The sequence below is a fragment of the Bradyrhizobium hipponense genome (assembly GCF_008123965.1).
In the GTDB taxonomy this organism is placed as follows: Bacteria; Pseudomonadota; Alphaproteobacteria; order Rhizobiales; family Xanthobacteraceae; genus Bradyrhizobium; species Bradyrhizobium hipponense.
This window is the reverse complement of record NZ_VSTH01000094.1, coordinates 1-22,394: the sequence shown is the minus strand read 5'-3', so window position 1 is coordinate 22,394 and position 22,394 is coordinate 1. Positions and strand designations below refer to the sequence as shown.

The window sequence follows — 22,394 nt, the reverse complement described above, 5'->3', positions numbered from 1 at the left end:
AAGGACCTTTAAGAACGGCCCCGGCCATGGGGGCTTTTAGAGTCTTAGAGGCCGGGGCCGCTGGAGGCGTTCGGACCTTGCGTAGGTCCGGCGACCTGAGCCTAGAAAATTCGACACTCAGCTCGCATCCACACCTTGGCTATACGGTTCCGCTCAAGGAACGGAGTAGCCGCAATGAAAGACATGCAGGCTCAGTTGGAAAAGCTCCGCACGGATGCGGCCGAGTGCGCCCTCATCCGCGACTTGGCCACCGACCCGCAGAAACGAGAGCTTTTCACGAGGTTGGCCGATCACCTGACGGATCTCGCAGTTGAACGCGTAATTGCGGACCGTGTGAAGCGAACGTGATGAAGGCGGGCTGGGTGCGGCCTTTCGAGGACCCGATTGAGGTCGACGGCCGCAGGATGGTGACGCTGCGCGATGCCGGCGAGTAGCCCATATAGACAGCGACTGGATTTACCAAGCCCCTTTGTCAGAGCCTTGCGGTCGCTGCCCGAGAGCGGCCTGGGGTGATGTTTCGGCGCCATCCGGACATCCAAGCGCCTGCGGACCCGCCTGGAAAACGACCGCCGGACGGAGCCGAGCGCGCCCCTAGCTACTTTCCGGCGCAAAATCGCGGTTTTGAAGGACGCGGTCAACCATGCAAGACAATAAGAAGCCCCCGCGGGGGGCGGCGGGGCGATGTGAGGCCAAGATTGCGCTGGAAGTGGACTACCTTTGGAGTGACTGCTGTTCCATCATGCGACCGATGCTGATGAGGTTGTCGGCGACAACGCCGAGCCCGACCCAGCGCTTCATTCCGGCGCTGCCTTTGTAGCGGCAGCGATCGAGCCCGTGCCGCCGTTTGGCGACGCTGATGCGCCCCTCGCATCCGGTCCGCCATTTCTGGCCGTTGCGGAACCAACGCTTCTTCTGCTCGCGCTTGCGGGCGACGCTCTTGGTGGAACGATTGGGGATGCAGACGCGCTTGACGCCGCTCGCCTTCGCCGCGGCTTCATTCCTGGCGGAATAGAACCCGGCATCTGCCGCGACCAGACGTGGCGTGCGACCGAGCTTGGCTTGATGGATTTCGATGGCCAGGGATCAACAGGTCCGAATCGCTCGGCCGCCGATCATAGACTTCGTAGTCGATCACGATCTGGTTTTCGGCTTCCTGCAGCTTGACCATCTTGCCGAACTCGTTGGGCTTGCCGGCCTTGCCCTTGCGAATGATCTCCGTCGAGGGCTCGAACACGCTGAAGAGCTTGTCCTCTGTCCGCGTGTTGCCGTGGAAGATGCGTTGCCGGGTCTGCCGCATCACCTGCCGCACCAGCGGCATCATCGCTTCCAGCTCCTGCCGCAAGCCTTGCAGCGCCAGCCGTTTCAAGATGCCCCTGGCCCGCTTCACGCGCGTTCCAGCACGTGATAGCTCCAGTTGCGAACATGCTTCAGGATCAACAACCGCAACACCACCTCGGCCGGCGCGCCCAGCCGACCACGACTGCGGCTCTTGGGATGTCGTCTCGCCAGCGCCTCGTACACCGCACGGACGATCTGTTCATCCGCCAGAACCCGGTCAGCATGGGTCATCCAACCTTCGCGAAGATCGCTCACTTCCCCGGCGATCAAGCCGTCGCCGAAGCTCAGTTGCGCTCTGCGCATCTCAATCACGTTTCTTCCTCCCCCGCGGCACAGCCGCATCAGGGCGCAACAGGTCGTGATTGAACTCGCAGATCGCCTCGATCGCGTCTTTCAGCTTCTGGTAATTCTCCAGCCAGCGGCGCACCTCGGCAACGCGCTCACGCCGCACACTGAACTGGCGCACGCGTCCACCCGCATAGCTCACCGTCAGGACATGCACCTGGTGCCCTTCGCCGCGCGCGCATTTCGGGCAGCCGCTCTTGTGACGAACGGTGCGCTCCAGCAGCGAGCCGCGCAGCAGCTCGCCGGTGACCGGCAGCTTGCCGACAAGCTTCTCGCGCGTTTGAAGGGCTCGCTCACGAATCATTCATAAGAATGAATCAATGCTGCCGCTTCAAGTCAACGCCAATCCGTTCGACCTTGCAGTTTTCGCCACACCAAGCGATTCTGGCTGCCTCACAAGGCCGCCGAATTTTGCGCCGGAAAGTAGCTGACGGCCCGGCGCTCCAATTTTCCGTCGCCGAATGCTCGGCAAGGCGGAAGACATCTAGTACCTGCTGGCTTGAGGAAAATCACATTGTCGGAGTAGATTTCTCGAAGGAGACGCGATACCGGCGTCCATCAAGCGACGCGGAGCAATTGCCGATGGCGACTGTCGCCGCGTCGCTGGACTTGGACAAGGCCCGCCTAGTAAAGCGTTAGAATTTCGCCAAAATCTAGGTCGGCCGCAGCGCCTTGCCGGCGATGTCGAGGTCGGCGACCTGCGTGTTCCGCTCGGAATCGGCAACCGCGCGATGGTCGGTCGCCAGCACCACGTAGACCGCGGGCAGCACGAACAGCGTGAACAGCGTGCCGATCGACATGCCGGCGACGACCACGAGGCCGATCGAGAAGCGGCTGGCCGCGCCCGCACCGGTCGCGGTCAGGAGCGGGATCAGGCCTGTCACCATCGCCGCCGTGGTCATCAGGATCGGCCGCAGGCGGATGCGTGCGGACATCTCGATGGCCGAGCGGCGGTCGAGCCGCTCGTTGACCTGGAGCTCGTTGGCGAACTCCACCATCAGGATGCCATGTTTGGTGATCAGGCCGACGAGGGTGAGGAGACCGACCTGGGTATAGATGTTCATCGTCGCCATGCCGAAGAACAGCGGGATCAGGGCACCCACGATCGCCATCGGCACCGAGATCATGATCACGAGCGGGTCGCGCAGGCTCTCGAACTGGGCCGCCAGCACCAGGAAGATGATGACCAGTGCGAAGCCGAAGGTGACCGCGAGCTGGTTGCCTTCCTGAACATACTGCCTGCTGTCGGCGAGATAGTCGTGGCTGAAGCCCTGCGGCAGCTTCTTGGCCTCGCCTTCGAGGAAGTCGACCGCCGCACCGACGGTCACGCCGGGCATCGGCACCGCCGAGAAGGTCGCCGAATTGAGCTGATTGTAGCGGGTCAGCGAATTCGGGGCAGTCTTCGTCTCGATCGATACCACCGTCGACAGCGGAAGCTGCTGGCCGGTGTTGGTCGTCACGTAGAAGCCGCCGAGCGATTCCGGCGAGAGCCGCTTGCCGCGCGGCACCTGCGGGATCACCTGGTAGGAACGGCCCTCGAGGTTGAAGCGGTTGACATAGTTGCCGCCGAGCAGCACCGCGAGCGCGCTGCCGACGTTCTGCATGTTGATACCGAGATCCTGGGCCTTGGTGCGGTCGACCTTCACCGTCACTGTCGGCTGATTGTAGGCGAGATCGCTGTCGGAGACGATGAACATGCCGCTCTTGCGCGCCGCGTCCTTCAGCTTCTCCATCTGCTCATACACCGTCTGGAATCCCGCGGTGGAATTGATCACCATCTGCACAGGCAGGCCGCCCGGTCCGCCGGGCAGCGGCGGCAGGTTGAACGCGAAGGCCTGCACGCCCTCGATCTTGGAGAGCTCGGCCTGCACCAGCGGCTTCAGCTGAATAGAGGAGCGCTTCCTTTCGTCCCAGGGCTTGAGCAGCATGCCGGCGATGCCGCCCTGCGGGCCACTGATGCCGTTCAGCACGAAGCGCAGATCGGTTTCGGGGAACTTCTCGAATTCCTTGTCGAGCTTCTCACCGTAGAAATCTACATAGTCGATGTTGGCGTATTTCGGCGCCTTGGTCACCGCGAACACGATGCCCTGGTCTTCCTCCGGCGCCAGCTCCTTCGAGGTGTGCATGTAGAGGAATCCAACCAGCCCGAGGATCGTCACCGCGAACAAACCGGTGATGGCCTTGTAGTCGAGCGAGCGGTCGAGCCTGCGGCCGTACCAGCGCGTCAGCGCGCCGAACACTTTATTGACGAGCTTGGCGAACCGGCCCTCCTCGGTGTTCTTCAGCAGCACCGAGCACATCATCGGGGACAGCGTCAGCGCGATCACGCCGGACACGATCACCGAACCCGCGAGGGTGAAGGCGAATTCGCGGAACAGCGAGCCGGTGAGGCCGCCGAGGAAGCCGATCGGGGCATACACGGCGGCCAGCGTAATCGTCATCGAAATGACGGGACCGACGATTTCGCGCGCGCCCTGCAGCGATGCCTGGACCGGCGTCTTGCCCTCTTCCAGATGCCGATGGATGTTCTCCACCACGACGATGGCGTCGTCGACGACGAGACCGATCGCGAGCACCATGGCGAGCAGGGTCAGCAGGTTGAAACTGAAGCCCAGCGCCAGCATCAGCGTGCAGACGCCGATCATCGACAACGGGATGGTGACGACGGGAATGATGACCGAACGGAACGACGCCAGGAACAGGAAGATCACCACGATCACGATGATCACGGCCTCGCCCAGCGTCTTCTCCACCTCGTCGATCGACGATTGGATGAACTTGGTCGAATCGTAGGCGACCTTCATCTTCATCGACGGCGGCAAATTGCGCTCGAGTTCGGGGAACAGCGCGCGCACGCCCTTGACCAGCGTCAGCGGGTTGCCCTGCGGGGTCGCCTGCACGCCGATGAAGATCGCGTGCTCGCCGTTGAAGGCAACGCTCGCATCCGTGCTTTGGGCGGCAAGCTCGACGGTGGCGATGTCCTCCATCCGCACGAAGCCGCCGTCCTTGGCTTTGACGATCAACTTCTTGAACTGGTTGACGTCGGTGAGACCCGTGTTCGTCGAGATGTTCGAGACGATGAGGTAGCCCTTGGTCTGGCCCGCGGCGGACTGGAAGTTGTTGGCGGCGATCGCGGCCGAGACGTCAGCCGGGGATACGTTGCGGCCCGCCATCTTCGTCGGGTCGAGCCACAGCCGCATCGCAAAGGTCTGGCCGCCGAGGATGTCGGCCGACGCAACGCCGTCGACGGTCGACAGCACCGGCTGCACCACGCGCGTCAGATAGTCGGAGATCGCCGAGCCCGACAGCTCCTCCGAGGAGAAGCCGAGATACATCACGGCCGTGGTCTGGCCCGTCGTCTTGGTGACGATCGGGTCGTTGGATTCCTTCGGGATCAGATATTTGACCGAGTTCGTCTTGGCCAGCACCTCGGTGAGTGCCTGGTTCGGATCGAAGTTCAGCTTGATGTAGACCTGGATCGTCGAGGTGCCGAGCACGGAGGACGAGGTGATGTAGTCGACGCCCTCGGCGGAAGCGACCGCCTGCTCGATCGGCGTGGTGATGAAGCCCTGGATCAGGTCGGCCGACGCGCCGGGATAGACGGTCGTGATGTTGATGACCGTGTTCGAAAGCTTCGGATATTGCCGGATCGGCAGCACCATCGCAGCGCGCAGGCCGATCAGCAGGATCAGCAGGCTGACGACGACCGACAGGACCGGACGCTTGATGAAAATATCGGTAAGGGCCATCGCGGCGATCTCGATTTCTATGTCTCAAGAAGCGTGATCCGGCCGGGCCGGATCACGCAATTGTATGGTTAGTAGCGCGGCGGTTGCGCCGGGATCTGCGGGGCCGGATCGGCGGAAATCGACACCGGCGCGCCCGATTGCAGCTTGAGCTGGCCGACGGCGACGACCTTGTCGCCCGGCTTCACACCTTTGAGGATTTCAACGCGACCCTCGACCCGGCTGCCGGTCTGCACGAAGGTGCGCACCGCACTCAGACTGGTCTTGCCGTCTTCTTCCTTCTTCTCGGTGATCACGAACACCGAGTCGCCGTACAGCGTGTAATCGACCGCCGTCTCCGGCACGGTGATCACCGCGGGCTTATCCGGCAGCACCACAGTGGTGGTCACGAACATGCCGGGCTTCAGGATCTTCTCCGGATTGGCGACGGTGGCCTGCACGCGGATGTTGCGGGTGTCGGCCGAAATCTGCGGCTCGATCGTGGTGATCTTGGCGTCGAAGGTGCGGCCCGGATAGGCGTCGACCCTCAGCCGAACCGATTGGCCGACCTTGAGGTTGCCCGAATCCTTTTCCGTCACCGTGAAGTTGGCCCACAGCTCCGACAGATCGGTCAGCGATACGATGGCCGTGCCGGCCGTCAGATACTGCCCGACCTCGACCTTGCGGACGCCGAGATCGCCGGAGAACGGCGCGCGCACCAGCTTCTGCGAGATCAGCGCCTCGGTCTTGGCGATGCCGGCCTGCGCCTGGTCGTAGGCCGCCTGTGCCTGGTCGACGGTTGCCTGCGGACCGAATTGGCGCGACGCCAACTGCTTGGCGCGGTCGAGCGACAGCTGCGCGACGGTTGCCTGCGCCTTGAAATTGGCGAGGTCGCCCTGCTCCGGCGCGTCGAACAGCTGCACCAGCGGCGTGCCGGCCTCGACATGCGTGCCCGGCTCGAACTTGATCTCGGTGACGCGGCCGTTGACGTCGGTGGTGACGTCGACCTGGTGCACGGCGGCAAGCCCGCCGACCGCGGTCAATAGGTTCGGCACTACCTCCGACTTCGCCTCGGCCACGCTCACCGCAACCGGCGGCGGCTTGTTGTTGGCGAAGAACTGCTTGATCATCTGGCCGCGAAAATAATTGAACCAGACGAGACCACCGACGAGCACAGCCAGCAGCGAGCCGACGATGATGAACCACAGCAGCGGCCGAACCGGGCGCTCCGGCGCCTTGTCGATCGGTTCGCCCGATATCTTGTGTTCGGTTACGATGTTCATGTCATGCACTTTCTGCACTCGCCGTCTTGCCGAGATCCGGGGCGCGGCCCAGATGCGGAGCAATTGCGGCGTCGTTAAGTCCGATACCTCTCAGGAGAAACTCACAGAGCTGGCGCTCCAGATCGCTTGCCTTGCCGTAGTCGAGGCAGGGCGTGGCCGGCAGCCTGGTCAGCGCCGCCATCACCAGCGAATGATGCGCAAACCAGAACAGATTGAGCGGGTCGCCGGTGCACGGCCGCGCGTCGCCGGCGGCGACCGCGCGCTCGTGCGAGGCGACGAAGGCCGCTCCGATCAGCTTCTCGACCTTTGCATATAGCAAACGCGCGAATTCGCCATCATCCAACTGGCTCGTGGCCGTTAGTCGCAGGCGCTGGGCCTCTTCCTGGTCGGGGCCGTCGGCGATATGAAGGAAATGCTGGACCATGCCGCGGATCAGCTCGACCAAGGTGACGGTCGAGGGCTCCCGTTCCAGCAGCTCCATCAGCGCCGGGTCGGCCTCGCACTCGTCGCTGAGAATCTCAGCGTAGAGCGCCGCCTTGGACGGGAAATGCTTGAACAGCAGCGCCTCGGAAATGGCAGCGGCGGCCGCCACGCTCTTGGTCGTGGTGCCGGTATAGCCGTGTCGGGCAAAGCAGCGCTTTGCGGCACTGAGGATCAATTGACGCCTCAGGTCGCTGGTCATTCGCAGTGAGCTCATGCGAGTGAGTAAGCACTCACCCACGCCAAAGTCAAGCTAAATGGTGCGATGCAACTGCAAGGATGTCCAAAAAGGTAGCCATGTTCTAAATCGGCCGGAATGCATCGCCACTCTGCGCCAAATACGGGCGAGAGCGACGGACCGAAGGACTTCGAAGAGTCGCTGCCGCTGCCGGAGGACGACTCCGTCACCATACCGGGCACGCTGGTCGGTTTCGTGAATCCTTCTGCGCGACTGTCTCGCCGGCTATCAGAGGACGAGAACCTGCTGCTCGAATCGCCTGCGGCGCGCGCCAGAGTGACCTGGCGCAGGCGGTGTGGAAATTCGGGAGGCGTCTGGCTCGGTCGGAAAGCTTGCACAAAAAGCTCGGCAGCCTTTGGGTTCGCCGACGCGGCGGAGGTATTGAACCGACGTGGACGGTCGTGCGGGGACATTGGGGCCCGATGCGCCATGCAAAGAGGCCGTCGAACACTGAGCGCATCCGACTACTGGATAGACTGGTGGTACGCGACCCGGAAGGGTTCGGACATCGCGCTAGTCCGGGCAAGATCGCCGGTCGACCGGCTGGACCCGTCGCGGGACGGCGGCGAGGGCGTCGAGCGGGTCGGCACCACAGCCCACGACGCGCAAACAAGACAGATCGAGGCGCTGCGCGATGGTCGCTGGCGTCCACTTCGTCGCAAGCGCCAGTGCGAAGTTCGGCGCAAACGTGATCGTCGCGCTTGACGGCTAATCGTTGCTAGCCACGAGCCGGGCTCCGAGACGAACCGCCGTGTCGGCAAGAACACGGCCGTGACGCCGCCGATCAGCGGCGTCAGGACAAACCCGATCAGGCCCATCTCATGGTACATCGGCAACCAGCTCACGCCCTTGTCGCGACCGCGCGGCAGAGCGAGGGCGTGGGCGACTACACGCGCCGCGACAAGGGTCTCCGCGCCTGCATTCCTGCAGCAAGGCAATCGACGCGCCCCTCACCTCTTGCGGGACTGTGACGACGTCAAGAAGGTCATCCAAGACCGCCGGTTTTAGAAAATCGATTGGTCATGGAGCCCACAACGAAGGCAAAGCCGGGCGCATCGACCTCGCGGGGACTTGATTGAAATCAAGGTGAGTGAGTTTCTGTTAATGTGAAGCGGTCACTAATCGGAGCGCTCGCGCTCCGCGCAGTGCGCGCGGCAACCACCGCTTTCGTGAAATCACGGAGCTCAAGTCGACGGATTTGCGGACGCCCTGTCAGTCGCGCGCGGTCGCCTTGAGGGGCGCGATGACGTCCTCGCGGGCGATGATGCCGACCAGCTTCTGGCGGCTGTTGAGCACGATGACGCTCCTGATGCGGTGATCGACCATGATCTGGAGCACGCGCGTCAACCTGGTCTCGGGACTGACATAGATGAACTCGGGCGTCATGACATCGCCGACCTTGCGCCTCATCAGTTCGTGATAACGCGGCAGCATCTGGCTCGGCGTGAAGGCGAAGCTCTTCAGGATGTCGAATTTGGTGACGATGCCGACGACTTGCTCGTCGTCCTCGACTGGATAGCTGTTGAAATCGTCCTGCTCGAACATCTCGCTGAGTTCGAGCATGTCGAGATCGCGCTTCACCGTCCGGACGTTGCGCGTCATGTAGCTGTCGACGGTCTGCTCAAGAAACTTGTACATGGCGCGTCCTCATCGATTGGTTCTGTGGCGGCCCGGCCGTCAATGCGACAGCAACACGCAGCGGGCGGATTGCGTCACCAGATGCTGCGTGACGTCGCCGAGGATCAGCTCGCGGAAGCGCAAATGACCGTAGGCGCCGGCGACGATGAGGCCGGCGCCTGCCTCATCGGCGATCTTCTCCAATTGCGCGGCGGCGGTTTGGTCTGTCGCGGCCTCGGGGATGCGCGCGGTCGCAGCGACGCCGTGACGAGCGAGCCATGCGGCAACATCCGTGGCGCGCGCCGTCGCCGCCGAGCCGTCGTCATCGCCTTCCGGAATCTCGATGATGGTGATGTCCCTCGCCTTGCGCAGCATCGGCAATGCATCGGCGAGCGCCCGCCGCGCCTCGGGCGCGCCTTTCCAGGCCACGAGCACGCTGCGCAGATCGAGCCAGTTGGCCCCGTCGGGCACGATCAGGAGCGGCCGGCCGGCCTGCATCACCAGATCCTTCGGGCTTGCGAGCAAAAAGGCATTGGAAAAGGCCGGCTGTGCCCGCCGCTGACGACGATATCGGCGCACCGCAGCTGCGCCAGGACAAACCGCGTGGGAAAATCCATGGCGCTGCGCCATTGCGCATGTCCGCCGCGCGCCCTCGTCGCGGCGCGGAATTGCGCTTCCAGATCGGCAAGGCGCCGCTTGACGGAGGCCTCACCCTGGTCGATCAGGCTCTGGGCCTCGGCGCCGTCGGTGAAATAGATCGGCGGCGCGAACTGCGCCGCGGCGATGCCGACGATGCTCGCCTCGAACCGCTCGGCGAACTCGCTCGCGACCTGAAGACGCGCCTCGTTGGGCTGATCGAGCGCCAGGCTGACCGTCACGGTCGCGTATGTCATCGGTAGCCTCCGGGCAGTGCGTTGCTATGGAAATCTAGCCGCACCGACGCAAGGCAGGATGAGATAGATCAAATGTCCTCGCACCATGCTGCGAGAAATCCGCCAATGGAGTCGGACATCCGAACTTGCCTCCGGCCCGGCCTTGGGCGAAATTGCCGCCACCCTCGTGGCACGGGGACCCGCTGCGGGAGAATGGGTGCAATAGCTTGTCGCCGAGCCGCGTAACGCATCCGCCAGACGACGCTCGCGACGAGCATTTTCGCTTCCGGATTGAAGGCTTTGGCGTCGGCACCTGGGATCTCGACCTCAGGACCCGCGAGCTGGAGTGGTCGGCCACCGCCAGAATGTTGCTCGGCATCGAAGGGGATCAACCGGCAAGCTATGAACTCCTTCTCTCGCGTCTTGGTCCTGCGGAGCGCGAGCGAGTGGAGAGCGCGATCAAGCACGTCGTCGAGCGCGGCGGCGGCTTCGACGTCTCCTTCAGAGTTGTCAATGCCTCAGGCGTGTGGAGCTGGATTCGCGGCCGGGCAGGTCTCATCCGGGACGAGGCCGGTACCGCCCGCCATCTCAGTGGCATTTTTCTCGACGTCAACGAGGAGAAACAGGTCGAGGAAGCGCTGCGCACCCGCGAGACGCACCTCCAGTCGATCCTCCAGACGATTCCCGATGCGATGATCGTCATCGACGGCCGCGGCATCATCCAACTCTTCAGCACGGCGGCTGAGCGCCTGTTCGGCTGGCCTGAGCATGAGGCCATCGGCCAGAATGTCAGCATCATGATGCCGGAGCCGGACCGATCCCGCCATGACAGCTACATCGCCCGCTACCGCACCACCGGCGATCCGCACATCATCGGCATCGGACGCATCGTGACCGGCAAGCGCCGCGACGGAACCACTTTCCCGATGCATCTGGCGATCGGCGAGATGCAGTCAGGCGGCGAGCCTTACTTCACCGGCTTCATCCGCGACCTCACCGAGCATCAACAGACCCAGGCGCGGCTCCAGGAATTGCAGTCCGAGCTCGTTCACGTCTCGCGGCTGACCGCCATGGGCGAAATGGCCTCCGCGCTCGCCCACGAGCTCAACCAGCCGCTGGCGGCGATCAGCAATTACATGAAAGGATCGCGGCGGCTGCTCGCGGGCAGCAGCGATCCGAACACGGCGAAGATCGAGAGTGCACTGGACCGCGCCGCCGAGCAGGCGTTGCGCGCCGGCCAGATCATCCGGCGCCTGCGCGACTTCGTCTCCCGCGGCGAATCGGAGAAGCGGGTCGAGAGCCTCTCCAAGCTGATCGAGGAGGCCGGCGCGCTCGGGCTTGCCGGCGCGCGCGATCAGAACGTGCAGCTCCGCTTCAGCCTCAATCCGAACGCCGACCTCGTGCTCGCCGACCGGGTGCAGATCCAGCAGGTGCTGGTCAATCTGTTCCGCAACGCGCTGGAAGCGATGGCGCAGTCGCCGCGACGCGAACTGATCCTCACCAACATGCCCGTCGCCGACGACATGATCGAGGTCGAGGTGTCAGACACCGGGTCCGGTTTCCAGGACGACGTGATTCCAAACCTGTTTCAAACCTTCTTCACCACCAAGGACACCGGCATGGGTGTGGGACTGTCGATCAGCCGCTCGATCATCGAGGCTCACGGCGGCCGCATGTGGGCCGAGAGCAACGCATCGGGCGGCGCGACATTCCGCTTCACCCTGCCGGCAGCCGACGAGAACTGATCCATGACGACCAAGGGAATGATCTACGTCATCGACGACGACGAGGCGATGCGGGACTCGCTGAACTTCCTGCTGGATTCGTCCGGCTTTGGCGTCACGCTGTTCGACGACGCGCAAGGCTTCCTCAACGCCCTGCGCGGCCTCGCCTTCGGCTGCGTCGTCTCGGACATCCGCATGCCGGGCCTTGATGGAATCGAGCTTCTCAAGCGCATGAAGGCGCAGAACAGTCCGTTTCCGATCCTGATCATGACTGGTCACGGCGACGTGCCGCTTGCAGTCGAGGCGATGAAGCTTGGTGCGGTCGACTTCCTGGAAAAGCCGTTCGAGGACGACGGCCTCGTCACTATGATCGAAGCCGCGATCCGCCAAGCCGAACCGGTCGCCAAGAACGAGGCCATCGCCCAGGATATTGCCGCCCGTGTCGCCTCGTTGAGCCCGCGCGAGCACCAGGTCATGGAGGGGCTGGTCGCAGGTCTCTCCAACAAGCTGATCGCCCGCGAATACGATATCAGCCCGCGCACGATCGAGGTCTACCGGGCCAATGTGATGACCAAGATGCAGGCGAGCAGCCTTTCGGAGCTGGTGCGGCTCGCGATGCTCGCCGGCCTGATCAAGGATTGAGACAGGTTAGAGCCCTTTGAGACAGGTCAAAGCCCTTGCGCCGGCCTGTGCTAGCCAGTCAGCATGATCGAGATCGGCTCGCAGCATCAGCAGCTCGCAACGGCGTCGTCGGCAAAGCCAACCGTCTACGTGGTCGATGACGATGCCGCCGTGCTGGGCTCCCTGCGGTTCCTGTTGGAAACCGACGGTTTTGTCGTGCGGACCTTCAGGAATGCCACGGCGCTGCTCAATGCGGCGAGCCCGCCCCGCGCCGACTGTTACGTGATCGACTACAAGATGCCCGACATCAACGGCATCGAGTTGGCCCGCCGTCTGCGCCAATCCGACGGCGACACGCCCGTGATCCTGATCACCGGCTATCCCCACGGGAATATCTCCACCCGGGCGGCGGCGGCAGGCGTGAAAGACGTGATTTTAAAGCCGCTTCTCGATGAAAACCTGATCAAGCGCATCCGCCGCGCGATCCAGGACCGGCACGAAAACTGACCTACGGGATTCTCCGTAAGGGCACCTCCCTAAGATATCGCTCGAAATTTTCAGGCCCCACAATCCCGCGTAGCAATGCGCCATCACAACGGAGATGGCGCAGATGCTGACCCAGACGTTCAACACCCGGGCGATCAAGACCCAGATCAACGGCAGCAAGATCGCCCCGGTCCATCCCGTCTCCGACCAGTTCGGCGAGATCGCCGGCTATGTCGGTCTCATCGCCACCGAATTCTCCTATCGCAAGGACGAGGAGATTTACGGCGAGGACGAGCCGGCAGAGTATGTCTACCAGGTGGTCTCCGGCGCCGTGCGCAGCTACAAGCTCCTCTCCGACGGCCGCCGCCAGATCGGCTCCTTCCATCTTCCCGGCGACGTGTTCGGCCTCGAATCCGGCCCTGCTCACCGCCTTGCAGCCGAAGCCATCATCGACACCACCGTACGGCTGGTAAAGCGTTCGAGCCTCGAGAAGGCAGCAGGCACCGACGTCCTGGTCGCTCGCAAGCTGTGGACCATGACGGCCGGTGAGCTGCGCCATGCCGAGGATCACATGCTTCTGCTCGGACGCAAGACCGCAATGGAGCGCGTTGCAACCTTCCTGCTCGAAATGGACCGCCGCTTGGCCGTCGCCAGCATGATGGCGCTGCCGATGTGCCGGCGCGACATCGGCGACTATCTCGGCCTCACGCTGGAGACCGTGTCGCGCGCACTGTCACAGCTTCACGCGCAAGGCATCTTAGGCTTCTCCGGCGCCCGCCAGATCGTGCTGCGCAACCGCCAGCGTCTGCACAATCTCGACGCCTGACCGCTTTCTCCCCACCGACGTTTCTCCTCCGCGATTTGGCCGGATGTCGGCTATTCATCGCGCCCGAGCATGATGTAATGAGCAACAAGCGATTGGCCGGCGTCAGTCTTGCAGACTAGAGAGGTCCGCTAGAGCGTACCGGTATTGGCGACTACCGCTGGACCTCGGGCCGATCAAAAAGCTAGTTGTAAGGGGATTGGCGGATGCGAAACAATCGACGATCACACGGATTGTGGGCGCTGACTGCGCCACCAGCGCCAGAAACGGCTCCCCTCACCGGTGAAACTGCAGTGGATATCGTCGTGATTGGCGGTGGATATACCGGGTTCTCGGCGGCCCTTCATCTTGCTGAAGGAGGAGCGCGTGTCGCGCTGTTGGAGGCGTCTGAAATAGGATTCGGCGGCTCCGGGCGGAACGTTGGGCTCGTGAATGCGGGCATGTGGCTCATGCCTGACGCGCTTGCGGACGCGCTCCGCGCGCCGTTTGGAGAACGGTTGCTTGAACAACTCGGCAACGGACCGCAGAAGGTGTTTGAACTCATCGAAAAGCACGACATCGAATGTGAAGTGGAACGAGCCGGCACCTTGCATTGTGCGGTCGGACGTAAGGGCTTGGAGGAGATTGAGACCCGTGCCGAACAGTGGCAGAAGCGTGGAGCGCCCGTTTTGGTGCTAAATGCGGAGGCAACACGCAGGAAAGTAGGCGGTGGCGACTACACCGGCGCGCTGCTCGATAAACGCGCCGGCACCATACAGCCATTGGCCTATGTGCGAGGGTTAGCGCGGGCCGCGCTTGCGATGGGAGCCAGGATATTTACGCAAAGCGAGGCAGTCATGGCGCAACACAACGGTTTGCGCTGGAGAGTCGGCACCGAAAGCGGATCTGTAGAGGCCGACTGGGTGGTCGTCGCGACGGATGCTTATAGCAAAGGACTTTGGTCTGAGGTACGGCAGGAACAAGTTCGACTGCCCTATTTCAACTTTGCCACGCCTTCTCTGCCCGACGATCTGAGAAAGTCGATCCTGCCTGAGCGGCAAGGTGTCTGGGACACTCGAGAGGTCCTCTCTTCATTTCGCCTCGATCGCTCCGGCCGACTCGTGTTTGGCAGTGTTGGTGCGCTTGAGGGGATTGGGCAATCTATTCACCAGGCCTGGGCCCAAAGATCGTTGCACAAGTTTTTTCCAGGACTTCGGGGCGTCCAGTTTGAAACCGGTTGGTTTGGCATGATTGGAATGACCTCGGACAACTTGCCCCGGCTTCACAAGCTGGACCGCAACGTCATCAGCTTCAGTGGCTATAACGGCCGCGGAATCGCACCAGGCACAGTGTTTGGCAGTGTTTTGGCTTCGTACGTATTGGGGCAGATACCGGAGAACGGTCTGCCGTTGCCGGTCACTGCCGTTGAACGCCAGCGTTTTCGTGCAGCGCAGGAAGCCTTTTATACGGCGGGCTCCCAGCTTGTTCACCTGATGGATTCCTGGTTCTGATCACCCGAGCAACTCGGTTGGCACTCTTTGTTCGCAGCAGTATGGAACGATGCCCTGGTCTGAGGACCGAAGCCATCGACGACATGTATGTTTGACCGACCGAACGAACGAGGAAATTATGTGACAGTCCTTCTCTGCCGCGGAGGGTTAACGTCGGCATTAATTATCCCAAGCTGATCGATGCCCTAAGCGAGACATTGCGGTGCGGCGGAGTTCGGCACAGCTACGACGTCGGTCCAGTTGCATTGCCTGGTCACCTCTTGGCCATGCCGGCCTGGCAGCGGGGCAAGGCACTCGGCGTGAAGCTGGTCACCGTTTTCCAGGGAACGGCGTGACGAATCCTGCCGTTTCCTCACTTTACATGCTGTTCGACGGCGCAACTGGCCGGCCGCGCGCAATGATTGATGGCGAAGCGCTCAGTAGCCGGCGTACGGCCACCGCCTCTGCGCTCGCATCACGGCATCCATCACGCCCCCGATAGAAGCCTCGGCGCATCAGCAATTCGGGCGATTGCCTTACCGATGCGGCTCGCCTCATCCGACGAAAGCTTGCCAGCGCCAAAGTTCTAGCGCTGCGCATCATCGCAGCAGTAGAGCCGCGCGAGGTGGCGAAATCAGTGTTTCATAGACCTTGAGGCAGCTGTGTTCGAGGCAATTCCGAACAATGTAAAGCTCTTGCGTTAGGGTTCGGCCGTCGCTTGAAGCTCCGGATCGAAGAGATCCCTGGAAAACCAGCAGAGCCCATGCAGCGGCCAATTCCGGGAGTTTAGGAATTCCTTGCGGATGCCTCGCTTCCAATCCTGGTTGCTGTACCAAATCGTTTGAAATAGATCTGCTTCGGATTGATATTTAGCTTCGCGTAGTCATTGAGAAAGAACGCGATCTTGTCGAAGACCGAATATGCGCTCGGAATGCCGCCTTCACTTTCTGAACGGCAATGGAGTAGCTCGGGTAGCCTCGCGTACGGGTCTCACCCGCGCTGCTGTGACGAACTAATCGCAAGGCAAGCGAGGCAAACCCCGAGTGACATCCGACAGTCCTCTCTGGGACTTGTCGAACGTGGCAAAATGGCTTCACTTCTTCGTTAATGAAAGAAAGTTCGAGACTGACCGCTCGTCAGTGTCTGGCGCAGACATCAAACGGATCGCAGGAATCGACGCGACCTACCAGCTGTTCCTCGAAGAACGATCCGCGCGTATACTGCCTCGGCGCGGCCGGGGTCGAGGAGCGAGATTTTTGCTTGGGCCATCAGATCATCGAGAGCGAATTGCAGTCAGCAATGGACGCTCTGCTTAATTTGCGTGATGTGGCCGACGCGGATGCGGGGCAATGTCTTGCGCTATGCCTGGCGCGCCTTGAGTCAGCAAACTATGTTCTGACGCGCTTTTATGAACATATGTCGCCGGACTTATTTGGCCAATTTCGTGTGTTTTACGGAAAGAATCCCTACAAGAATACGCTTGGTCCAAGCGGCCGCTTCTCGGCACGTATCGTGGCAGTCTCGGTGCTACTGATCGGTGAACAACTCTTCCACCAGAAACCGCAATTTTATAGGGATCTATATCGACTTTCCGAATATTATCCGCAGAGATGCATCCGCGAGGTATTCCGCTGGCTATCGTCCGACAAGGGGAGTGCACCGCTCAAGCCGGGTTGGCTGGAAGGGAAAGCGGACTTTCCTAGGATTGCGACCATTTCGCCAGTCATGGAGCATCATGGCGGCGAAATCGGAATGCTGCGCACGTCCTGTATTTGTGCACGGGATCGGTTTACCCGAATGCACCGTAGTACGGCGTTAAAGTATACCGTTGAGCCGGGTCGTCCAATCGTCGGAGTTGAAGTATCGGAGAATGTTGAGGCTGTCCTTTCTCAGCGGCTGTTGACAGAGGAGCGTCGGTGAACTGACGGTGGTCTCTGCCTGGCTAAAAGCAGCCAACGATGCCAGAGGCGCAGGCGTCCGACATCGGTCGAGAGGTGTTAGTCGATGTCTCAAGACGAACTGATCCTTCGTCGCTTCGAGTCCGGGGATAGCGATGGTGTATGGCATCTGCACAGAACCGCATCGCAGGATGTTGGTGTGTGTGGCCCCGAAGGGGCCTGGGAGGATGATTTACGCCATATCGAGGAAGTGTACGTCGGGTCGGGCGGAGACTTCGTCGTTGCGCATATTGGTGCCCGACTCGGTGCCATGGGTGGGCTGAAACCTGTTGATGATGATGTCGCAGAACTCAAACGTATGCGGGTCGATCCCGTCTTTCAGCGGCGAGGGCTTGGAAGGAGGGTCCTTCGTGAATTGGAGTCGCGAGCTGTTGCTCTCGGTTTCAAGTGGATAGTGCTCGACACAACAACGATCCAAGTGGGGGCTCAAAGACTTTATGAGACCGCTGGCTATGTTCGCTGCAGGGAAGGGATGTTGCACGGATATGCAGTGATCTTTTACGAGAAGCGGCTCACTGGCCAGGATGACCCCACATGACCAAATGAGGATTGAGAGCCCGGATAATCCAGTGAAGGTCTATGGACGCGCAACGAGCACAATTTCAGTCACTTGCCCCTGATCGCCCACACTCACTCATTGGGAATGATGTCGAATGCGCTTAGTCAAAACCGTCACCTCCGCGAAGACTTCCTTCATGCGTCCCGCGGGATCTGCGATCGGAATAATCCCATGCCACTGTAGCTGACAAGGACGTGAAGGTTTCGCGATCGGCAGGCCTCGAACGCACGCACAACTTCACGCCGGGCCGAACCAGCGTTGAATTCAAAACGAGAGCTGAAATGGTACGCCAGCGGCGGATAGGCGAAGACGCGCTGGAGCGTCGTGGGCTCGCGACGTGAGCGGATGGCGCGAAGCGTCGACAAAATCAGCGGAAGTCGGGGCCGCCTGTTCAGACGGACGGTTGCTACCTGCATAGCGTGGGACAGACTCGAAGCGTCCCCGGTGAAGATGCGATAGCCCAGTCGCTTGAAATGCCTGGACACGGTGCATGTGCCGGCGAACGGATCCTAGAGTGAGTGGCCCCCCGGCGTCATGCGCGCGACAAAGCTCTCCAACCAGAGCAGCGTTGCGGTCTTCGAGCGGATATAGCGCATCAGGTCTCCCGCCTTGTCCGAACCGCATGGTCGGCCTCGAATGCCTCAACTGCACGCAGCAACAAACGGAATTTCATGCATATGCGACATCACGACGGCCGACCGATCCGACCGAGAGCCGTCCCAATCCAATCATGAGACGCGCTGCATTCGCCTCTTTCTTTCTTGCTGCAGCAGCTTACGCCTTATTGCCTCACACCGATCATAGTTGGGGCGGAGGCATGAGCGGCAAGGACGAAACGCCTCCGATCGAGGCGCTAGCGTCTCCAAGTGATCGGAAAACGCCTCTTGCAACCAAGCGCCGTCGCAAGAACCTTGGCATGCCGCCACCCGCGTCCTTCGATATCGAAACGCTGCCGGGGAGCTCTAATTTCACCGCATTAGAGGCGGCCACGGTTATCCGGCGCACGCCCGGAGCGCTGTAGCAGTGGCGGCGCGATCCGAACCGCCCGCTGAAATGGCGTTACGTGGATGGCCGCCCGCTCTATCGCGTCGATGCGGTGCGCGACTAGCCTTCAATGATCCGGTTGCTAGCTCGTGCACCGCTTCTCGGCCAGCTGTTGCCGTTTAGCCTCGCGTTTGAGTTGGTTCGGATCGCCCCTCTTGACTACCTCGCTGGCCGCGATGGTGACCGACTACGATGAGATCCGTATGGCAACATCGTAAAGCGGTAAGGACCACGGAGCCGGGAGTTCGCTTTCGGCATCGCAACGAAGGACCCGCTCGCACCCTCCTGGATCAGGACCGAGTACCAAACCTGCATCGAGCAGCTGCGGATCGGGTCTCACCAGTTTCGTGGTGCTCACGCCCGCATTCGGATCAACTGCCATTCCGTAGTCTCATTCAAGCAGCTCTCGCAGGCGCTCAATGCGAGCGAACCGGAATGGATGGACCGGTTTGACCATCGGACCAAGCGCCTCGGCTCGAATGCGAACAATCGGATGATGAAAATGACGAGCGTGCGACGGGTGACGTTCATGAGTCGAGCTGTCGGTTCTCCGCCGAATGCCAGTCCGCGCCGTGGAGGCGGATCATCTCCCGACGGGAACGCACGATGAATATGCGCTCAACGCAAAAGCCGGCTGTAACTGAAGCCGCCAGCGCAAGGCCGCAGACTACATAGTCATTCATGAAGTTCCATAAAATGTTGCAGCCGGCAACTCCTACAAAAGTAAGTGCCATGACTGTGTTGCGAAATGCCTTAACCATGTTGCCCCCGTCAGTCGGCGAGGGACTTTTAGCATTGCAACCATGGCGATTGGCAGCGTTTGACCCTTGTGATGCGCCGTCTTTCTGCTCGATCAGCCTGGGTCCGGCCGCGCTGTCGACCGCCGTGGGTTCCCCATTGCCGGGCGCAGTTCATCGATCGCGCCCGGCGTCGGCGCGTCCACACTATCTGCGCGTGTCGCTCGATAACCGCCTCTATCACTTCCAGCCTACCTATTCCGGATGGCGAGGGCACAAGCGCGAACCGGCGTTTCACACTGGCACAAAAGCTTGCCAAGCTTCGGTTAGCTCTTCCAGAGCATGCAGGTAGAGCTCAAAAATGCGAGCGTCGAATCCAATCGTCTGGAATTGTTCCACGAAATTTCCGTCGGCGTCATGGAAGTCAGCGAAGACCGCCTGCATCATCGCCCGACCAGGAGCTGGTCGCGAGACCACGAAATTGCGGATGCAACTCGTTCTCGGGCCGCATTGGAAGGAAGAGAGACTTCTTTGACATTGCGGTGCAACCTCGCCGAAGGCAGCGTGCTGAAAGGGCGCCAACTGTCATATCCCGGTTGACATTAGCCGCGGCCAATTTTCGGCCAGGACGCGAAAAAGCGGAGTTCCAGCCGATGTCCCATTCCGGATGGTTTCGCAGACCAACAGCCTTGGACCTAAGGATTATGGTTCATAAGGTCGGGCTGCAGGTTCGTTTCAGGTCAAACTAGCCACGGAATCGATAGATGGTCAGAATCTCTTTGGTAATAGTCCCGGAAGCTGGCCCCAGTATCAGTTGCTAACGAGCCGGCCGACCGCTTCCTAGCACTAGCACTTCAGCGAGCGAAGCCCTTCAGGCTCCATCGGTTTCTTCGCCGCGGCATCCGATTGCACGACGAGCTCATAGCGGCCGTTCCGCTTACGCACCACTCGAGCATAATGCTCGGTATGATCACCACCGCTGACATTTTGTGGATTGTCGCCAGCGCAGGTGCGTGCAGGTCGTTGACTTGCGCCATGACCTAGAGGTTCGATCGTTGCGGGACGCGCATCACAAATTGTCCTTGCAGACGAATCCAGACAAGGCGATCTTACGCCTCGCGCGCGTACTTGCTCGTCTAGCCGCGAGGGAAGATCATGAAAGTGAGCTCGCCAACCGAACCGACAGGGAAGAGAGCGACGATCTATGCTCGTTTCTCCACCGATCTTCAGAATGAGCGATCGATCGAAGATCAGCTTTCACTTTGCCAAAGCTATGCCGAGCGTGAAGGCTTAACCGTTATCAGCACCTATGAAGATCGGGCTCGTTCAGGCGCCTCGGTGATGGGACGCGAAGGCCTTCTCCGGATGTTGGACCAAGCGCGGGCGAGATCCTTCGACGTCGTGATCGTTGAAGCGCTTGATCGCCTCTCTCGCGACATGGAGGATCTCGCAGGCATCCATAAGCGGCTATCTTTTCTCGGGATCGAGATCCGGGCGGTCCACGAAGGCGTCGTTAATACCGTGCTGGTCGGCCTTCGCGGCCTAGTCGGACAACTCTATCGTGAGGACAACGCGCACAAGGTGCGTCGTGGCCAAGCAGGGCGGGTCAAGCAGGGCTTGGCTGGAGGTGGCCTGACATACGGATATACCGCGGTCGCCGGGAGGAGCGGCGAACGAGTCATCGTCGAGGCCGAGGCACAAGTGATCCGGCGCATCTTTCAGGAATACGTCAACGGTCGAACGCCTCGTGAAATCGCGCACGATCTCAACAAAGAGAAGATATCACCTCCCCGAGGGCGGACATGGAACGCCTCAACAATTAATGGCAACCTCGAGAGGGGTGCCGGCATTCTGCAGAACGAGCTTTATGTAGGGCGCCTCGTCTGGAACAAAGTCAGAATGGTGAAAGATCCCGATTCGGGAAAGCGTCTGTCTCGACCAAATCCAAAGAGTGATTGGCAGGTTGCTGAAGTGCCGCATCTAGCAATTGTCAGTCCAGAGCTGTTCACAGCCGCTCAGCAGCGCAAAGAGAAGCGCGGTCACGTCCACCCAAGCCATGAACGTCGTCCTCGTCGGATGCTATCTGGCCTGCTCCGTTGCGGTTCATGCGGCTCCGGCATGGCAACTAATGGGAGGGACAAATCGGGGCGCGTTCGCATTCGCTGCTCGGCGGCCACGGAGAGCGGCACGTGTCCTGACGCCAAGACTTTTTATTTAGACGCCGTCGAGAGCGCAGTCCTCAGCGGGCTAAAGGCCGAATTGCGCGCGCCGAAGGTCATTTCGGAGTACGTACGCACGTATCTCGAGGAGCGGAAGCGCCTGGCAGCTACATCAAATGCAAAACGGCAGCGCCTTGAGCAGCAGCTTGGGCAATTAAGCCGGGAGATCGAACGACTGGTGGATGCGATCGCAAAAGGACATGGCGATCCATCCGTTCTCGGACCGAGATCAACTGCCTTAAATGCTGAACGCAAGCGGATATTTGAGGAGTTGCAAAGTCAACCGCCCGCTCCGAAGGAAGTCGCGCTGCATCCGGCCATCCTCAAGCGCTATGAGGAGCAACTCGGTCGGATTGAAGAAGCACTAGGGAAAGGTGTGAGTTCGGGAGACGGTGAGGCCGCAGAGGCCATCAGAGACCTGGTCGAGACGGTCACTGTTTTCCGTGATCCGGGGCGCCGAGGTGGTGTAGCCGTGGAGATAGCAGGCCGACTAAATGCCCTGCTCGGGGAAAAGGCTTATCCAAATCAGGTCAAAGGAGTGTGGGGAAAGGTGGTAGCGGGAGAGGGACTCGAACCCCCGACCCCAGGATTATGATTCCCGTGCTCTAACCAGCTGAGCTACCCCGCCACAGGGCTCGCGGGGGCGCAATGGCCGATCTCGCGAATGCGCGGCATATAAGGAAGGGGATCGGGGGCTGTCAATCCGCGTTTGCTGAAGCTTCGGCGGACAGGTCGGCGGGGCCCGATTTGGCCGTTTTACGCAGCGAACCCATCATGGCCGGGCTCGTCCCGGCCATCCACGCCTTCGTTCGCTGCCCCAAGAACGTGGATGCCCGGGACGAGCCCGGGCATGACG

Annotated in this window: 18 protein-coding genes, 1 tRNA gene and 4 pseudogenes; 11 read left to right on the top strand and 12 right to left on the bottom strand. The window is 61.2% G+C overall.

Annotated features, from left to right (window positions below):
• Positions 1-174 precede the first annotated feature (174 nt).
• Complete coding sequence (locus FXV83_RS43035) at positions 175-348, top strand: hypothetical protein (protein ID WP_187436160.1); 174 nt, start codon at positions 175-177, stop codon at positions 346-348.
• Between the two features lie 363 nt (positions 349-711).
• On the opposite strand, the pseudogene FXV83_RS26135 reads toward FXV83_RS43035, so the two are convergent.
• The 8 genes and pseudogenes from FXV83_RS26135 to FXV83_RS26095 form a co-directional block, all read right to left on the bottom strand.
• A pseudogene (locus tag FXV83_RS26135) lies at positions 712-1,641 on the bottom strand (transposase).
• 1 nt (position 1,642) lies between these two features.
• Positions 1,643-1,987, bottom strand: coding sequence for a DUF6788 family protein (locus tag FXV83_RS26130; protein ID WP_148742481.1), 345 nt, complete (start codon positions 1,985-1,987; stop codon positions 1,643-1,645).
• A 349-nt stretch (positions 1,988-2,336) separates the two neighbouring features.
• The gene (locus FXV83_RS26125; RefSeq protein WP_148742480.1) at positions 2,337-5,432 is read right to left on the bottom strand and encodes a multidrug efflux RND transporter permease subunit; all 3,096 of its coding nucleotides are present in this window, start codon (positions 5,430-5,432) and stop codon (positions 2,337-2,339) included.
• Positions 5,433-5,500: 68 nt separating this feature from the next.
• Entirely contained in the window at positions 5,501-6,691 is a 1,191-nt protein-coding gene (locus tag FXV83_RS26120) for an efflux RND transporter periplasmic adaptor subunit (protein WP_148742479.1), read from the bottom strand.
• A 1-nt stretch (position 6,692) separates the two neighbouring features.
• Entirely contained in the window at positions 6,693-7,388 is a 696-nt protein-coding gene (locus FXV83_RS26115) for a TetR/AcrR family transcriptional regulator (RefSeq protein ID WP_148742478.1), read from the bottom strand.
• Between the two features lie 927 nt (positions 7,389-8,315).
• Positions 8,316-8,466, bottom strand: a pseudogene (locus FXV83_RS44245) (acyl-CoA thioesterase); the annotation flags it as partial.
• Positions 8,467-8,621: 155 nt separating this feature from the next.
• Positions 8,622-9,047, bottom strand: coding sequence for a CBS domain-containing protein (locus FXV83_RS26100; protein WP_148742477.1), 426 nt, complete (start codon positions 9,045-9,047; stop codon positions 8,622-8,624).
• A 39-nt stretch (positions 9,048-9,086) separates the two neighbouring features.
• Positions 9,087-9,919, bottom strand: a pseudogene (locus FXV83_RS26095) (universal stress protein).
• Positions 9,920-10,125: 206 nt separating this feature from the next.
• On the opposite strand from FXV83_RS26095, the gene fixL reads away from it, so the two are divergent.
• The 6 genes from fixL to FXV83_RS45490 all read left to right on the top strand — a co-directional run bounded on the left by fixL (position 10,126) and on the right by FXV83_RS45490 (position 15,523).
• Positions 10,126-11,643 (top strand): sensor protein FixL, encoded by a 1,518-nt coding sequence (gene fixL / locus FXV83_RS26090; protein ID WP_148742476.1) that lies wholly within the window; start codon positions 10,126-10,128, stop codon positions 11,641-11,643.
• Between the two features lie 3 nt (positions 11,644-11,646).
• Positions 11,647-12,264 (top strand): response regulator FixJ, encoded by a 618-nt coding sequence (gene fixJ, locus FXV83_RS26085; protein WP_148742475.1) that lies wholly within the window; start codon positions 11,647-11,649, stop codon positions 12,262-12,264.
• 63 nt (positions 12,265-12,327) lie between these two features.
• Entirely contained in the window at positions 12,328-12,750 is a 423-nt protein-coding gene (locus tag FXV83_RS26080) for a response regulator (protein ID WP_148742474.1), read from the top strand.
• Positions 12,751-12,853: 103 nt separating this feature from the next.
• Positions 12,854-13,555, top strand: coding sequence for a helix-turn-helix domain-containing protein (locus FXV83_RS26075; RefSeq protein ID WP_187436159.1), 702 nt, complete (start codon positions 12,854-12,856; stop codon positions 13,553-13,555).
• Between the two features lie 203 nt (positions 13,556-13,758).
• Positions 13,759-15,042 carry an NAD(P)/FAD-dependent oxidoreductase gene (locus FXV83_RS26070; protein WP_148742472.1) on the top strand — a complete coding sequence of 428 codons (1,284 nt, stop codon included), beginning with the start codon at positions 13,759-13,761 and terminating at the stop codon, positions 15,040-15,042.
• Between the two features lie 202 nt (positions 15,043-15,244).
• Positions 15,245-15,523: a hypothetical protein gene (locus tag FXV83_RS45490; RefSeq protein WP_430648949.1), complete on the top strand. Its 279-nt coding sequence runs from the start codon at positions 15,245-15,247 to the stop codon at positions 15,521-15,523.
• Positions 15,524-15,721: 198 nt separating this feature from the next.
• Here FXV83_RS45490 and FXV83_RS45485 read toward each other — a convergent pair.
• A pseudogene (locus FXV83_RS45485) lies at positions 15,722-15,954 on the bottom strand (LA2681 family HEPN domain-containing protein).
• A 327-nt stretch (positions 15,955-16,281) separates the two neighbouring features.
• On the opposite strand from FXV83_RS45485, the gene FXV83_RS26055 reads away from it, so the two are divergent.
• The 3 genes from FXV83_RS26055 (at position 16,282) to FXV83_RS44240 (ending at position 18,559) form a co-directional block, all read left to right on the top strand.
• A complete protein-coding gene (locus tag FXV83_RS26055) occupies positions 16,282-16,941 on the top strand; it encodes a hypothetical protein (RefSeq protein WP_235940181.1) in 660 nt (219 codons plus the stop codon).
• Positions 16,942-17,025: 84 nt separating this feature from the next.
• Positions 17,026-17,517, top strand: a complete 492-nt coding sequence (locus FXV83_RS26050; RefSeq protein ID WP_148742469.1) for a GNAT family N-acetyltransferase — start codon at positions 17,026-17,028, stop codon at positions 17,515-17,517.
• Between the two features lie 643 nt (positions 17,518-18,160).
• Positions 18,161-18,559, top strand: coding sequence for a hypothetical protein (locus FXV83_RS44240; RefSeq protein WP_235940179.1), 399 nt, complete (start codon positions 18,161-18,163; stop codon positions 18,557-18,559).
• Positions 18,560-19,109: 550 nt separating this feature from the next.
• On the opposite strand, the gene FXV83_RS26040 is transcribed toward FXV83_RS44240, so the two are convergent.
• The gene (locus FXV83_RS26040) at positions 19,110-19,343 is read right to left on the bottom strand and encodes a hypothetical protein (protein WP_148742468.1); all 234 of its coding nucleotides are present in this window, start codon (positions 19,341-19,343) and stop codon (positions 19,110-19,112) included.
• 270 nt (positions 19,344-19,613) lie between these two features.
• Positions 19,614-19,766 carry a hypothetical protein gene (locus FXV83_RS43020; RefSeq protein ID WP_187436169.1) on the bottom strand — a complete coding sequence of 51 codons (153 nt, stop codon included), beginning with the start codon at positions 19,764-19,766 and terminating at the stop codon, positions 19,614-19,616.
• Positions 19,767-20,474: 708 nt separating this feature from the next.
• On the opposite strand from FXV83_RS43020, the gene FXV83_RS26035 reads away from it, so the two are divergent.
• Positions 20,475-22,133, top strand: coding sequence for a recombinase family protein (locus FXV83_RS26035; protein ID WP_148742497.1), 1,659 nt, complete (start codon positions 20,475-20,477; stop codon positions 22,131-22,133).
• Here the strand turns inward: FXV83_RS26035 and FXV83_RS26030 are convergent.
• A tRNA-Met gene (locus tag FXV83_RS26030) sits at positions 22,090-22,166 on the bottom strand. The two genes, FXV83_RS26035 and FXV83_RS26030, sit on opposite strands and share 44 nt — an antisense overlap.
• Between the last annotated feature and the right edge of the window lie 228 nt (positions 22,167-22,394).